At 66.7% G+C, this 14,045-nt stretch carries 17 protein-coding genes and 1 riboswitch; of the genes, 1 reads left to right on the top strand and 16 read right to left on the bottom strand.

Annotated features, from left to right (window positions below):
• Nucleotides 1-3: 3 nt before the first annotated feature.
• The 7 genes from trpA to hisI all read right to left on the bottom strand — a co-directional run bounded on the left by trpA (nucleotide 4) and on the right by hisI (nucleotide 6,245).
• The gene (gene trpA, locus ACX80V_RS07735) at nucleotides 4-810 is read right to left on the bottom strand and encodes a tryptophan synthase subunit alpha (RefSeq protein ID WP_056345641.1); all 807 of its coding nucleotides are present in this window, start codon (nucleotides 808-810) and stop codon (nucleotides 4-6) included.
• On the bottom strand, nucleotides 810-2,213 hold the full coding sequence (gene trpB, locus ACX80V_RS07730; RefSeq protein ID WP_485842638.1) for a tryptophan synthase subunit beta: 1,404 nt from the start codon (nucleotides 2,211-2,213) through the stop codon (nucleotides 810-812). The genes trpA and trpB overlap by 1 nt, the downstream gene beginning before the upstream one ends.
• 72 nt (nucleotides 2,214-2,285) lie before the next feature.
• On the bottom strand, nucleotides 2,286-3,107 hold the full coding sequence (gene trpC, locus ACX80V_RS07725) for an indole-3-glycerol phosphate synthase TrpC (RefSeq protein ID WP_058929284.1): 822 nt from the start codon (nucleotides 3,105-3,107) through the stop codon (nucleotides 2,286-2,288).
• Nucleotides 3,107-3,394, bottom strand: coding sequence for an HGxxPAAW family protein (locus ACX80V_RS07720; RefSeq protein ID WP_056345635.1), 288 nt, complete (start codon nucleotides 3,392-3,394; stop codon nucleotides 3,107-3,109). The genes trpC and ACX80V_RS07720 overlap by 1 nt, the downstream gene beginning before the upstream one ends.
• Nucleotides 3,395-3,512: 118 nt before the next feature.
• Nucleotides 3,513-4,115, bottom strand: a complete 603-nt coding sequence (locus ACX80V_RS07715) for a Trp biosynthesis-associated membrane protein (RefSeq protein ID WP_485842637.1) — start codon at nucleotides 4,113-4,115, stop codon at nucleotides 3,513-3,515.
• Nucleotides 4,112-5,713 (bottom strand): anthranilate synthase component I, encoded by a 1,602-nt coding sequence (locus tag ACX80V_RS07710; protein WP_485842636.1) that lies wholly within the window; start codon nucleotides 5,711-5,713, stop codon nucleotides 4,112-4,114. The genes ACX80V_RS07715 and ACX80V_RS07710 overlap by 4 nt, the downstream gene beginning before the upstream one ends.
• Before the next feature lie 124 nt (nucleotides 5,714-5,837).
• Nucleotides 5,838-6,245: a phosphoribosyl-AMP cyclohydrolase gene (gene hisI, locus ACX80V_RS07705; protein ID WP_485842635.1), complete on the bottom strand. Its 408-nt coding sequence runs from the start codon at nucleotides 6,243-6,245 to the stop codon at nucleotides 5,838-5,840.
• Between the two features lie 136 nt (nucleotides 6,246-6,381).
• Here hisI and ACX80V_RS07700 point away from each other — a divergent pair, with 136 nt between their 5' ends.
• The gene (locus ACX80V_RS07700; protein ID WP_058932697.1) at nucleotides 6,382-7,026 is read left to right on the top strand and encodes a TIGR03085 family metal-binding protein; all 645 of its coding nucleotides are present in this window, start codon (nucleotides 6,382-6,384) and stop codon (nucleotides 7,024-7,026) included.
• An 84-nt stretch (nucleotides 7,027-7,110) separates the two neighbouring features.
• Here ACX80V_RS07700 and hisF read toward each other — a convergent pair whose 3' ends face one another.
• The 9 genes from hisF to rpe form a co-directional block, all read right to left on the bottom strand.
• Nucleotides 7,111-7,887, bottom strand: coding sequence for an imidazole glycerol phosphate synthase subunit HisF (gene hisF / locus ACX80V_RS07695; RefSeq protein ID WP_485842634.1), 777 nt, complete (start codon nucleotides 7,885-7,887; stop codon nucleotides 7,111-7,113).
• 58 nt (nucleotides 7,888-7,945) lie between these two features.
• Nucleotides 7,946-8,806: an ATP phosphoribosyltransferase gene (gene hisG, locus ACX80V_RS07690; protein ID WP_248761504.1), complete on the bottom strand. Its 861-nt coding sequence runs from the start codon at nucleotides 8,804-8,806 to the stop codon at nucleotides 7,946-7,948.
• Between the two features lie 93 nt (nucleotides 8,807-8,899).
• Nucleotides 8,900-9,163 (bottom strand): phosphoribosyl-ATP diphosphatase, encoded by a 264-nt coding sequence (locus ACX80V_RS07685; RefSeq protein WP_485842633.1) that lies wholly within the window; start codon nucleotides 9,161-9,163, stop codon nucleotides 8,900-8,902.
• A 114-nt stretch (nucleotides 9,164-9,277) separates the two neighbouring features.
• Complete coding sequence (gene ribH / locus ACX80V_RS07680) at nucleotides 9,278-9,763, bottom strand: 6,7-dimethyl-8-ribityllumazine synthase (RefSeq protein WP_058929290.1); 486 nt, start codon at nucleotides 9,761-9,763, stop codon at nucleotides 9,278-9,280.
• Nucleotides 9,764-9,779: 16 nt separating this feature from the next.
• The gene (ribA, locus tag ACX80V_RS07675; protein WP_485842632.1) at nucleotides 9,780-10,511 is read right to left on the bottom strand and encodes a GTP cyclohydrolase II; all 732 of its coding nucleotides are present in this window, start codon (nucleotides 10,509-10,511) and stop codon (nucleotides 9,780-9,782) included.
• A gap of 10 nt (nucleotides 10,512-10,521) precedes the next feature.
• Complete coding sequence (ribB, locus tag ACX80V_RS07670; RefSeq protein ID WP_485842631.1) at nucleotides 10,522-11,238, bottom strand: 3,4-dihydroxy-2-butanone-4-phosphate synthase; 717 nt, start codon at nucleotides 11,236-11,238, stop codon at nucleotides 10,522-10,524.
• On the bottom strand, nucleotides 11,235-11,870 hold the full coding sequence (locus ACX80V_RS07665; RefSeq protein ID WP_485842630.1) for a riboflavin synthase: 636 nt from the start codon (nucleotides 11,868-11,870) through the stop codon (nucleotides 11,235-11,237). Before ACX80V_RS07665 ends, ribB begins: the two co-directional genes overlap by 4 nt.
• Nucleotides 11,870-12,988, bottom strand: coding sequence for a bifunctional diaminohydroxyphosphoribosylaminopyrimidine deaminase/5-amino-6-(5-phosphoribosylamino)uracil reductase RibD (gene ribD / locus ACX80V_RS07660; protein WP_485842629.1), 1,119 nt, complete (start codon nucleotides 12,986-12,988; stop codon nucleotides 11,870-11,872). Before ribD ends, ACX80V_RS07665 begins: the two co-directional genes overlap by 1 nt.
• A 173-nt stretch (nucleotides 12,989-13,161) precedes the next feature.
• Nucleotides 13,162-13,316: riboswitch (FMN riboswitch) on the bottom strand.
• Nucleotides 13,317-13,356: 40 nt separating this feature from the next.
• A complete protein-coding gene (rpe, locus tag ACX80V_RS07655) occupies nucleotides 13,357-14,037 on the bottom strand; it encodes a ribulose-phosphate 3-epimerase (protein ID WP_248763945.1) in 681 nt (226 codons plus the stop codon).
• Between the last annotated feature and the right edge of the window lie 8 nt (nucleotides 14,038-14,045).

The following is a 14,045-nucleotide window of genomic DNA, read 5'->3' as shown; positions in this document are numbered from 1 at the left end:
TGTTTAGGCTTCTTCCCTGACGAGTCCGGCGCTCAGGTCCCGGGTGAGGTCGGCGACGGCGGGGACTCCCCCGTCACGGATGGCGGCAACAAGCGCGGTGCCAACGATGACACCGTCTGCGTATGCTGCGATCTCGCGGACGTGGCTGGCGTTGGAGACACCGAGTCCCACACAGACGCGTTCGGCGCCGGCGGCGTGCGTGTCGGCCACGAGCTTCTCCGCGCTGCTGCTGACGGCCTGGCGGGTCCCCGTCACGCCCATGATGGAGACGGCGTACACAAAGCCGCGGCTTGCCTTGACCGTCATGGCCAGGCGCTCCGGGGTGGAGGACGGCGCCACGAGGAACACGCGGTCCAGTCCGTACTTGTCCGAGGCGGCGAACCATTCCGATGCTTCGTCCGGGATGAGGTCGGGCGTGATGAGCCCTGCTCCCCCGGCTTCGGCCAGCCGGCGCGAGAACTCGTCCACACCCATCCGGACCACGGGGTTCCAGTAGGTCATCACCAGCACGGCGACGTCGGTGGCTGCCGTGATGCCGGCGACAACGTCAAAGACGCTCTCGACCCGGAATCCGTTGGCGATCGCCTCGGTGGTAGCGGCCTGGATGACCGGGCCGTCCATGACCGGATCCGAGTAGGGAATGCCGATTTCGATCAGGTCGGCACCGTTCTTCGCCATGGCGATGCCGGCGTCGATAGTGGCCTGGACGTCCGGGTACCCGGCAGGCAGGTAGCACACGAGCGCTGAGCGCCCGGCGTCCCGTGCACGGTCGATGGCGGCGGCGGACTTGCTGGCCGTCTGTTCAGTCATCAGTTCTGGTCCTCGTTGTTGTCCGCGGCGCTGCCGGCAGGAGCGGCTGTGGCGGGAACGGCTTCAGTTTCCGCCCTGTCGGCAGGGCCCTTGGGCTTGCGGGTGGACAGGTTGGTGCCCTTGACCTTGCCCTCCTCGTCGAGCATGTCGAACCATTCCGCGGCAGTTTCCACGTCCTTGTCGCCGCGGCCGGAAAGGTTCACAATGACCACAGTTTCGGACGGGTCGGCACTGCCTTCGGTGAGGCGCTTCCCGACCTTGATGGCACCCGCGAGGGCATGTGAGGATTCGATGGCGGGGATGATCCCCTCCGTCCGGCAGAGCAGCTTGAACGCATCCATTGCTTCGCTGTCGGTGATGGGCTCATAGGTGACGCGGCCGATATCGGCCAGGTAGGCGTGTTCCGGGCCAACGCCCGGGTAGTCCAGGCCTGCGGAAATCGAGTGCGACTCGATGGTCTGCCCATCGTCGTCCTGCATGAGGTAGGAGCGTGCGCCGTGCAGGACGCCGGGCTTGCCGAGGGTGATGGTGGCTGCGTGCCGGCCGGTGTCCACGCCGTCGCCGCCGGCTTCAAAACCGTAGATCTTCACGGACGGATCATCCAGGAATCCGTGGAAGATGCCGATCGCGTTGGAACCGCCGCCGATGCAGGCGCAGACGGCGTCGGGCAGTTTGCCGGTCTGCTCCAGGATCTGGGCGCGGGCTTCCTCGCCGATGACCTCGTGGAAGAAGCGGACCATGGCTGGGAACGGGTGCGCCCCGGCGGCGGTGCCCAGCAGGTAGTGGGTGTTGTCGACGTTGCTGACCCAGTCCCGGAGGGCGTCGTTGATGGCGTCCTTGAGGGTCTGGGAACCATTCACCACGGGCACCACGGTGGCGCCGAGCAGCTGCATCCGGGCGACATTCAGTGCCTGCCGGCGGCAGTCTTCGGCGCCCATGTAGACAACGCATTCCAGGCCGAGGAGCGCGGCAGCGGTGGCGCTGGCAACGCCGTGCTGCCCGGCGCCGGTCTCGGCGATGACGCGGGTTTTCCCCATGCGCTTGGCCAGCAGGGCCTGGCCCAGGACGTTGTTGATCTTGTGGGATCCGGTGTGGTTGAGGTCCTCGCGCTTGAGGAAAATCCGGGCGCCGCCGGCGTGCTCGGAGAACCGCTTGGCTTCGGTCAGCAGCGAGGGACGGCCGGAGTAGTTCTTGTTCAGATCGGAGAGCTGGGCCAGGAATTCGGGATCTGCCTTGGCCTTTTCAAAGGTGTCTTCGAGCTCGTCCAGGGCGGCGATCAGCGATTCAGGCATCCAACGCCCGCCGTAGCCGCCGAAGTATGGCCCCGGGGCGTGCTTCAGCGAGCCGCCCTGCAGGAAAGCGTCCGCAGCGTTGTTGTCAGCGTTTTCTGAGGATTCAGCCATCAGTCCCGTCCTGTTCAAGTTGGTCGTTCGGAAGTGTTGTGCCGCCGGCGCCAGACCCGGCGGGTGCCCGGACTAGGCCCGGGCGGCGATGGCGGCAGCGCCGGCCGCCGTGAATTCGGCGATCCGGTCACGCGGCGTTGCGTCGCTGACGAGGGCCTCCCCCACCAGGATGGCGTTGGCGCCGTTGGCGGCGTAATGCGTCACGTCGTCCACGCCGCGGACACCGGATTCGGCGATGACCAGCGCTTCGGCCGGAATCAGTCCGGCGAGGGAGGCGAAAACTGAACGGTCGACGTCGAGCGTCTTCAGGTTGCGCACGTTAACGCCGATGATGCGCGCCTCAGCCGCCACTGCACGTTCGATTTCCTCTTCCGTGTGTGTCTCCACGAGCACGTTCATGCCGAGTTCGCGGCTGAGGGCGCTGAACTCCCGGAGTTGGCTGTCGGAGAGCGACGCCACGATGAGCAGGATCAGGTCCGCGCCGTGGGCGCGGGCCTCCCAGATCTGGTACTCATCGAGAGTGAAATCCTTGCGGAGCAGCGGAACGTCCACGCGGGCACGGACGGCGTCCAGGTCCGCAAGGGAGCCGTTGAAGCGCCGCTGTTCGGTGAGGACGCTGATCACGGCTGCGCCGCCGTCGGCGTACTGCTCTGCTAGCGCTGCCGGATCCACGATGCTGGCGAGGTCGCCCTTGGACGGGCTGCGCCGCTTGATTTCCGCGATGACCTTCAGCTGGTCCCGCTGCACCGCGGTGCCGCCGAGGGCCGACCAGGCGTCCCGGGCGGGTGCCGCGGCCGCCGCCAGGTCCTTCAGGTCCGCCAGCGAAACGAGACGCTTCCTGGCCTCCATATCCTCCCAGACACCGGCATTGATGTCGTCGAGAACAGTCGCCATCAGTGGCCGGAGCTCTTCAGCTTGCTGCCTTCGACGCCGTAGCCCGCCTTGCGCATGATGTAGCCAAGAATCAGGCCGAGGACCATCACGGCTGCGCCGGCGATGAAGATGGGGGTGTTGGCGATGACAAAGGCGATGGACGCGATGAGGGCGCCGACCAGCATAACGATCACGCAGGTCCAGGCCGCGGGGCTGTTGCCGTGGCCAAGTTCCTGGCTGTGGTCAACGACGCCGGGGGCAACGGTCCGGGTGCCTGATTTCGATACGGAAGCGGGTGCTTTGCTCATGTGAATCTCCTCGGGATGAATACTGCTTACATTCTGCCATTTTTTGGCCGTGACCTGCCTATCGGCAGACGTGGCTCAGGTTCCAGCGGGCTGCTCGCGTTTGGCTGCGAGCGGGGGTTCAGGTGGGATCGTCGCCGCGCGAGAGCCGGTCCCAGCTGTCGATCTCGTCCACGGGACCGGTGGCGGCCGCCGTACTGCCGGCGGGCCCCCCGTATGTGGCTGCGTCATATTTGGTCCGCGACTTCCAGTGCCGGCCAGCGGGGATGATCAGCAACGCGGCCAGCGCCAGCAGGGCACCGGCGACGACGGCGAGGACCGGGAAGGCGGTAACAGCCGCTTCCGCGTTCCCGCCGGTGACCCCGGTGGCAGCGGCGATGGAGCCCTGCGCGGCGCCCAGCGGGTCAGCCAGCACCGTGGCGGCCGCGGCAATGATGCCGACGGAGGCCAACATGATGAGGGCGGTGATGACCCACCGCGCGAACTTTCCTGCGATGGATGCTGCCAGTCCGCCCGCCAGGGCCACGACGGCCAGTGCCGTCACCGCGGTGGCGGCCTTGCTGCCCTGGACCGGCAGGGTGTTCTGGTCCCCCGCGGCCTGGCCCACCTGGTTGGCGTCCAGGCTGACGGTGATCCAGGTCTGGGTGGTGGCGCCGAAAACGGCCAGCGCAAGGACGGCGATCAGCAGTACCAGTGTGGATTTCCTGGCCCAGGCCGGCGTCATTCGGCGCCCTGGCTTTCCTCGGCGGTGCCGGCGTCGCTGGTGTGAGAGCTGCCGGGGAGCGATTCCGCCGCAATGTTGTGCAGCGATCCGGCGGTGTGCACGGCCCGGAGCGGAGCGGCCGCCTTGTTCACGGTCTCCAGGGCTTCTGTGGGGTTCACGGAATCCGCCACGATGCCTCCGCCGGCCTGGACGTAGGCGCGTCCTTCGCGGAGAAGGGCCGAGCGGATGGCAATGGCCATGTCCATGTCGCCGGCGAAGTCGAGGTAACCCACCACGCCGCCGTAGATGCCGCGGCGGTGCGGTTCAAGCTCGTCCAGCAGGCGCAGAGCCCGGGGCTTCGGGGCACCGGACAGGGTGCCCGCGGGGAAGGTCGCTTTCAGGACGTCGTAGGCGTTGGCGTCCGGGGACAGCTTGCCCACCACGGTGGAGACCAGGTGCATGATGTGGCTGAACCGCTCCACCTCCATGAACTGCGTGACGTCCACGGTTCCCGCCACGCAGACCTTGGACAGATCGTTGCGGGAGAGGTCCACGAGCATCAGGTGTTCGGCGCGTTCCTTCTGGTCGGCCAGCAGCTCCTCGGCGAGGGCCTTGTCTCCCTCCACCGTTTTGCCTCGGGGCCGTGAACCGGCGATGGGGTGGGTGATGACTTCTTCACCGGTCACCGTCACCAGGGCCTCGGGTGAGGACCCTACGATCGAGTACTCCCGGCCGTCGGCGTCCTCGAGGCTGAAGATGTACATGTACGGGCTGGGGTTGGTGTTGCGCAGGACGCGGTACACGTCAAGGGGCGAGGCGCCGCACTCCATTTCGAAGCGGCGTGAAATCACCACCTGGAACACTTCGCCGTCCACAATGGCTTCCTTGCCGCGATCCAGCGCGGCCAGGTAGGAGGGTTCGTCCCACCGTTCCTCGACGCTGGAGGCGAAATCCAGGGCGGCGGGCTCCAGTACGGAAACCGGCTGGGCCACGGGCGTGCTGATCTGGGTGAGGAGGGCCTTGACCCGTGCCACGGCATCTTCCCAGGCCTCGTCCACACGGTCGGAGCTGCCATCGAAGTTGATGGCATTGGCGATCAGCAGCACGGTGCCGTCATGGTTGTCGTGCACGGCCATGTCCGTGACCAGGTTCAGCGCCATCTCGGGCAGGTGGAGGTCATCCTCCGGCGGGCTGGTCAGCCGTTCCCAGTGGCGGACAGTCTCCCAGCCCAGGAAGCCGACGAGGCCGGAGGTGAACGGCGGCAGTCCGTCAAACCTGCTGGTCCGCAGTGCCTCGATGGTGTCGCGGATGGCGTCCACGGGGTTGCCGTCCAGGGGCACGCCGGCAGGGGGCTGGCCCAGCCAGTGCGCCTGGCCGTCCTTGGTGGTCAGGGTTGCCCGGGACTTCGCGCCAATAAAGGAGTACCGCGACCACGTGCCGCCCACCGCCGCAGACTCCATCAGGAACGTGCCGGGCTGGCCCTGGGCCAGCTTCCGGTAGAGGCCGATAGGGGTCTCCGCGTCCGCCAGCACCTTGAGCGTGACGGGGATGACCCGGCTGCTGCCGGCGAGTTCGCGGAACTCCTCGAGGCCCGGGCTGATGATTCCAAGGTCCTGCATGGCTATGCTTCGCCGCCTGTTCTTGTGTGTCGCCTGGTGAAATGTCGCCGGGTGTGGAACGGCGCCAGTCCTATGCTGCCAAAAGTGTTCGCCTGGGGGCAGGTCATCCGCCCCGGGCCGTGGGTCAGACTGCCTCGCCGGTCTGGACTTCCAGGTCCCTGCCCTCGAAGCAGGTCCGGGTGCCGGTGTGGCACGCCGCGCCGACCTGGTCCACGCGGATCAGGAGGGCATCGCCGTCGCAGTCCAGGGCAACCGATTTGACCCACTGGACGTGGCCGGAGGTGTCCCCCTTGCGCCAGTATTCCTGGCGGGAGCGGGAGTAGAAGGTGACCCGGCCGCTGGTCATGGTGCGGTGCAGGGCTTCATCGTCCATCCAGCCCAGCATCAGCACTTCGTGGGTGTCGAACTGCTGGACCACCGCGGCAACCAGCCCGGCGCCGTCACGCTTCAGTGCGGCCGCGACGGCAGAAGGAAGCGGGCTTGTGGCGGGGGCCGCGACAATTACGGGGGCGGAGGCGGGCTGCTCAGACATCAGACCAAGTCTAGTGCCTCATCAGCGGCCTCCGAATATGCACCAACGGGCATACAAACAGTGTGTGAACAAGGGCACCTATCGGCTGGCGGTTCTGCTGCCCAACTTCGCTGCTCTCGTGCTAGTTTCACAAGTGATGCATTTCGTCGAACCGTCCCGAGAAGTCCTGGCCGAAACCCTGCTGGCGGCCGGCCCTGATGCCCCCACCCTCTGCAGAGGCTGGCGCACCAGGGACCTTGCCGCGCACCTTTACCTTCGCGAACGCAAGGCTGCCGTAGGGCTTGGCCTCATCATCAAGCGCCTGTCCAAGGCTTCGGACAAGGCCACCGCCAAGCTCGCGGCGAAGCTGAAAACCGCTGACGACTACACCGGCCTCGTGAACACCTTCCGTGGTGGCCCGCCGGCGCTGTCCCCCATGAACATCAAGGCCTTGGACGAGAGCTCCAACCTGATCGAATATTTCGTCCACACCGAGGACATCCGCCGGGCTGTGGACCGCTGGGCGCCGCGCGCCCTCGACGAGGCCTACTCGGACGCCCTCTGGGACGAACTGATCAAACGGGCAGCCATCCTTTACCGTGGCGTCGACCTTGGCATTGTGCTGGTGCGCCCGTCCGGGCCGCGGCACGTAGCCAAGCGGGCACCGGTTTCGGTGGCGATCGTTGGTGAGCCGGGCGAGCTGCTGATGCACGCCCACGGCCGGACCCGCCACGCCCTGGTCACGTTCGAAGGCCAGCCCGACGCCGTTGCCCTGCTCCAGTCGGCTGAAGTCGGCCTCTAACGAAGCAACGCGAGGTCACCTCCGGCCCAATAACCATCGTTTACCGGGCAAGAAGTGACCCCGCGTTGCTGAGTCGGGTGGGGGTTAACGGACTTCGAAGCCTGCTTCGCGGATGGCCTGCTTGACCTGGGACATCATGTTGTCCGGGCCCCAGTGGAAGATCGAGGCTGCCAGCACGGCGTCCGCACCGGCGGCGACGGCCGGCGGGAAGTGGGCAGGTTCCCCGGCACCGCCTGAGGCGATGATCGGCACTTTCACCGCGGCCCGGACCAGGCGGATCAGTTCCAGGTCGAAGCCGTCCTTGGTGCCGTCGGCGTCGATGGAGTTGAGCAGGATTTCGCCGATGCCGCGGTCGGCGGCTTCCCTGGCCCACGCGATGGCATCGATCCCGGTACCCGTACGGCCGCCATGGGTGGTGACTTCAAAGCCCGACGGCGTGGGCTGGGACCCGGGGCGGGTCCGACGGGCGTCCACGGACAGGACCAGCACCTGCGAACCGAAATGCCGGCTGATTTCGTTGATAACGCCCGGCCGGGCAACGGCGGCCGTGTTGATGGAAGCCTTGTCCGCGCCGAAACGCAGGAGCTTGTCCACCTCGGCAACACCGCGGACACCGCCGCCCACGGTCAGCGGGATGAAGACTTCCTCGGCCGTGCGGCGGACCACGTCGAATGTGGTCTCGCGGTTGCCCGAGGACGCCGTGACATCGAGGAACGTCAGCTCGTCGGCGCCCGCATTGTCGTAGCGGTGCGCCAGCTCCACCGGGTCACCCGCGTCGCGGAGCCCCTCGAAGTTGATGCCCTTCACAACGCGCCCGGCGTCGACGTCGAGGCAGGGGATGACTCGTACAGCTACAGCCATGGGGACTCCTGGAATTCTCGGGTGGGTTCTGCGGCGCGGCGTGAACCGGGCGGGACGCTCAGATACGGCAGGCGTGGATGCTGCTGACCAGGATGGCGCGGGCGCCGAGGTCGTAGAGCTCATCCATGATCCGGTTGGTTTCCTTCTTCGGAACCATGGACCGGACGGCCACCCAGTCGGAGTCGCGCAGCGGTGAGACGGTGGGTGATTCCAGGCCGGGAGTCAGCGCGGCGGCCTGTTCCACGAGTTCCTTGCGGATGTCGTAGTCCATGAGCACGTATTGGCGTGCCACGAGGACGCCCTGCAAGCGGCGGATCAGGACTTCAATCTCCTTGGCGGTGCCGTTCGCGGCTCCGCCTTCGCCGGTGCGGCGGATCAGGACCGCTTCCGATTTGAGGATCGGCTCGCCGAAGATTTCCATCCCAGCGGCCTTGAGGGTGTTGCCCGTTTCCACGACGTCGGCGATGGCGTCAGCTACGCCGAGGCGTACTGAAGACTCCACGGCGCCGTCGAGCCGGACCACCTTGGCGTTGATGCCCCGCTCGGCGAGGTAGCCGCGGAGCAGTCCGTCGTAGCTGGTGGCGAGGCGTTTTCCTTCAAGCTCTTCTGCTGTGGCGAAGTCGCCCACCGGTCCGGCGAAGCGGAACGTGGACGCAGCGAAGCCCAGGGGCAGCAGTTCCTCGGCTTCCACCTCGGCGTCCAGCAGCAGATCGCGGCCGGTGATGCCGACGTCGAGGGTTCCGCGTCCGACATACACAGCGATGTCGCGCGGGCGGAGGAAGAAGAACTCAATGTCGTTGTCCGGGTCCATCATGACCAGCTCGCGGGTGTCGCGGCGTTGGCGGTAGCCCGCCTCGGACAGCATGGCGGAGGCGGCTTCGGACAGGGAGCCTTTGTTGGGGACGGCTACTCGCAGCATGGGGGTCCTTCTTGGTTGGGAGGTCTGTGGATCAGGCAAACGGGCCACGCAGGGCACGGGCAGGCAGTTGTTGACCGCCGCGTGCAGCAGTGGCTACAGATGCTTGTAGACGTCTTCCAGGGTCAGGCCTTTAGCGAGCATCAGAACCTGCACGTGGTAGAGCAGCTGGGAGATTTCCTCGGCCGTGGCCTCATCGGATTCGTACTCAGCGGCCATCCACACTTCGGCTGCTTCCTCCACGACTTTCTTGCCAATGCCGTGGACTCCGGACTCCAATTCAGCGACGGTGCGGGAGCCTGCCGGGCGGGTGGCTGCCTTCTCACTCAGTTCAGCGAACAGCGTCTCGAAATTCTTCACGCCCTACAGCCTACTTGCTGCCGGCCCGGGGGCGCCTTTCGGGCCGCTGCATGACGGGCGCGATGTGAGCGAACACACACCGCGCCCCGGCAGCCCGCTGCCAACTACCTGCTGCTACGTGTACTGCTTGAGGAGGACTGCGGTGACCAGGGCTGCCGTCACCGCTTCATGGCCCTTGTCTTCGCTGGAGCCCGGCAGGCCCGCGCGGTCCAGTCCCTGCTGCTCCGTATCGCAGGTCAGCACGCCGAAGCCCACCGGCACGCCGGTGGAGACACTGACATCGGTAAGTCCCGACGTCGCCGCCTGGCAGACGTATTCAAAGTGCGGCGTGCCGCCACGGATCACGACGCCGAGGGCCACCACTGCGTCAAAGTGCGGTGCCAGCCGCGCGGCAGCGACGGGAAGCTCGAAGGCGCCCGGAACGCGCAGTACGGTGGGTTCACTGATGCCCGCGTCCCTGGCGGCGCGCAGCGCACCGTCCAGGAGTCCGTCCATGATCTGGGTGTGCCAGCTGGCTGCCACAATGGCCAGCCGCAGCTGCGACGTTTCCGCCGGATTGAGGGTGGTGAGGTCAATATCTGGTGCGCCGTGTCCGCTCATGCGTGAATCTGTCCGTTCAGTTTTGGTCGTGGTCGAAATCGTCGACAGCGCCGCTGGGCACCGTGACAACGTGTGTGTCCAGCGTCAGCCGGTGCTCCATGCGGTCCTTTTTGGTCTGCAGGTAGCGGATGTTCTGGTCACGGGACGGCACCTCGGTGGGCACCATTTCCACCACCTTCACACCGGCTTTGGCGAGCCTGTTCTTTTTGTCCGGGTTGTTGCTCAGGAGCCGGACCTCGTGGAGGCCCATCTCGGCCAGGATCTGGGCGGCCGCCTTGTAGCAACGGGCGTCCACCGGCAGACCCAGCTGCTCGTTGGCCTCCACGGTGTCAAAGCCAGCTTCCTGGAGGGCATAGGCCTTGATCTTGTTGGCCAGGCCGATCCCCCGGCCTTCCTGCCCGCGCAGGTAGAGCAGCGTGCCGCCGAACTCGTTGATCAGCTCCAGGGCATAGGCCAGCTGTTCGCCGCAGTCACAACGGTAGGAGCCGAAGACGTCGCCGGTCAGGCACTCGGAATGCAGCCTGACCAGCGGAGCAACGCCCTCCCTGGGCGGGTTGGGTGAGCTCACCGCCAGGTGCTCGGCGCCCGTGACCAGGTCTGTCCACGCCTGGGTAACGAAATCGCCAAATGCCGTGGGCAGCTGCACAATGGGACCGCCGCTCACGGGGTGGTGGGCCCGGCCATTGCCGGCCGTCCCCCGGTGGTGGCCGTTCTGGTGGCTGTTGTCCGATACTCCGGAAGCCGTCATCATTACTCCTCTACTCCGCCCGGGCGTCCGGCCCGGTGTCACTGTCGGCGGGTGTCCCGGCTCCTGCTTCAAGGTAGGCCACCAGATCCTCAATCGAGATCAGGGGGCACCCGTGTTCAGCGGCGAATCCCCGCAGCCCGTCGAGCCGCATCATTTCACCGTCGTCGTACACAACCTCGGCGATCACGCCCACCGGCTCCAGTCCGGCGAGCCGGCAGAGGTCCACGGCCGCTTCGGTATGGCCGGGGCGTTCACGCACTCCTCCGTTAACTGCCCGGAGCGGGAAAATATGCCCGGGCCGGGTCACGGCCGCCGGTCCGGAGCCGGGGTCGGCAAGGACGCGGGCCGTGAGGGCCCGGTCCGTGGCGGAGATTCCGGTGCTGACACCCACGGCCGCATCGCAGGAAACGGTGTACGCCGTACCCTTCGCGTCCTGGTTCACTGCCACCATGGGCGGCAGTGCCAGGGCATCGGCGCGTTCCCCGCTCAGGGGGACGCAGATGACGCCGGAACTGTAGCGGATGGTCCATCCCATGAGGGCAGGGGTGGCATGCTGTGCGGCAAAGATGATGTCGCCTTCGTTTTCGCGGTCCTCGTTGTCCACCACCAGCACGGGCCGGCCGGCAGCCATGGCGCGGATGGCATCTTCGACAGGGTCAAGTCCGAAGGTTGCGCTAGGCACCGGGCCGGCGTCCGCGGCCGGGTCCAGCCGAACGGCAGCGTTCATCGTTCGCCCCCGGTGGTTCCGCCGGTGCTGAAGGCCAGCAGCCGTTCGGTGTATTTCGCGAGCACGTCCACTTCCAGGTTGACCCTGCTGCCGGTCACCTTGGTCCCCAGACCGGTCTCGGCCAAGGTGGTGGGGATCAGCCCCACTTCGAACCAGGGCTCCGGCTCCGCGGCGGGGCTGACCGCCGTGACGGTGAGCGAGACGCCGTCGATCGCTATGGAGCCCTTTTCCGCGATGTAGCGGGCGAGGTTGGCTGGCACACCGAACCGGAGGCGTTCCCAGTTGCCGAGCGCTTCGCGCTCCAGCAGCTGCCCGACGCCGTCGACGTGGCCCTGGACGACGTGGCCGTCCAACCGGCCGCCGGCGGGGACGCAGCGCTCAAGGTTCACCGAGTCACCGGCGGCAAGTTCGCCGATGGTGCTGCGGACGAGGGTTTCGCCCATCACATCAACGCTGAACTCTTTGCCCTCGATGGCGGTGGCCGTCAGGCAGACCCCGTTGACGGCAATGGACCCGCCCAGTCCGAGCCCTTCGGTGGTGCCGGGCGCCCGCAAGCGGAGCGTTGCGCTGGCATCGCCGTCCCGCTCCACGGACAGAACCTGTCCCTGTTCGGCAATAATTCCGGTAAACATCAGTAGCCTCCCATGGCTGGTTCCGCGGCAGTGCGGGATAGGTGTGGTTCAAAAGCTTCGGTTGGTTCTGGACGGAGGTGCAGCCTCAGGTCCCGGCCCAGGGTCAGGACGGCGCCGCCGTCGGAGGGGTCCCAGTCCCAGTGCCGGGCATCCGCGAGGGTGGTGATTCCCAGTCCGTTGAGGGCGGGAGTACCGGAGCCCAGCAGGGTGGGGGCAAGGTAGACAATGAGTTCGTCCACAAGGCCGGCGGCCAGGAATGAGCTGAGGATGCGTGAGCCGCCTTCCACCATGACGTGGCGGATTCCTTCCGCGTAGAGGAGCGAGAGCGCCTCCCGCGGATCCCGCGTGGGCAGGTGGAGCACGTTCCCGTCGTCACCGCGGACGGCGGCGTCGGCCGGGATGTCCCGCAGGCCCATCACGGCCCGCAGCGGCTGTTTGCCGGCTGTCGCTCCGGACGCGTCGCGGGCAGTCAGCCGTGGGTTGTCCACCAGCACGGTCTGGGTGCCCACCAGAATGGCATCGATCCGCCGCCTGAGCCCGTGGTTGTCAGCGAGGGACTCGGGCGAGGAGATCCACTGGCTCGTGCCATCCTCAGCGGCGATCCGGCTGTCCAGGGTCTGGGCGATGTGCAGCGTCACGAACGGGCGTTGTGCGGCCACTCCCAGGAACCACTGACGGTTCAATTCGAACGACTCGCCGGCAGCGAGCCCGCTGCGGACCTGCACCCCGGCCCTCCGGAGGGTGGCCGCGCCGCCCGCCGCAGGGTCATGCGGGTCGTCGACGGCGTAGACCACGTCCGTGATTCCGGCACGAATGATCGCCTGGGTGCAGGGCCCCGTGCGACCGCTGTGGTCACAGGGTTCCAGCGTGATCACCATCGTGCAGCCGCTCAGGTCCAGCCCGGCGGCCTCAGCCTGGGTGATCGCATCGGCTTCCGCGTGGGGTGTGCCGGCGCCGCGGTGGTAGCCGGTCACCAACTGGCGGCCGGCCGCATCGATCACGACGGCGCCCACCAGCGGATTCGCTCCGCGCGGGCCCTGCAGGGCTGCTTCCAGCGCGGCGTCCATGGCGGCGGTTACGGCGGCACTGAAAGCCGTCACAATTTCAATCCGGTTCATGGGGCGGCCACCGGTTCGGTGGCTTCGGTTCCCGGAGCATGGGAAATCCTGGCTTCAAAGAGCCATCGCAAGGGGTTCATGTGTGTTGTCGTTCCTTCCCTCTAGAACCGCGATGGCTCCGGGGGTATACGACAGCAGAAGGCCGCAGCGCATAGGGCGCCACAGATACAGCTGTACGTGCTTCTCTCATCCAGACTTTAACTGTCGGTACCGGAATTTCACCAGTTCAACCGTCCGCCGGTTCCTTCCCTGAAGGGGGAAAGCGCCGGCTCGCGGGTCGCGGACTATCACCGCCGGTTCGGACTTACACCGACCCCGGAGCACGTATTGTGTGTTGCTATTCTGCCATAACCACAAGGTGGCCCAGACTATTCCGCGGACGCAGCACGTAACTTGATGCTGCCGGCTTCGCGGAGCCGTCCGATGGCTGCTGCAGGGTCCTCCGCGCCGTAGACAGCCGAACCCGCCACAAAGACGTTGGCACCTGCTTCGGCCGCCCGCAGAATGGTTTCCTCGGTAATGCCACCGTCCACCTGGAGGGCGACATTGATTCCGGAGCCGTCAATGGCTGCCCGGGCCTTGCGGATCTTGGGCAGAGTGAAGTCCAGGAACGCCTGGCCGCCGAAGCCCGGCTCCACGGTCATGATCAGGAGCATGTCCAGTTCCTCAAGCATGTCCAGGTACGGTTCCACAGCCGTCGCAGGGCGCAGCGCCATGCCGGCCTTGGAGCCCCGGGCCCTCAGTTCGCGGGCCAGTTTGACCGGGGCAATGGAGGCCTCGGCGTGGAAGGTCACTGAGGCCAGCCCCGCGTCGGCGAACCCCGGCGCCCAGCGATCGGCGTCGGAGATCATCAGGTGGGCGTCCAGCGGGACGGGGCTGACCGCCTGGATCCGCTGGACCACGGGCAAGCCCAAGGTGAGGTTGGGGACAAAGTGATTGTCCATAACGTCCACGTGCACGGCGTCAGCGTTGCTGATGCGCTGCAGTTCGGCTTCGAGGTTGACGAAGTCGGCGGACAGGATGCTGGGGTTGATGCAGCACTGCGGCATGGGGGAAC

It is taken from the genome of Pseudarthrobacter arbutini, from assembly GCF_054510915.1.
Note: the sequence above shows the minus strand (reverse complement) of the source record. Positions and strands in the feature narration are given on the sequence as shown.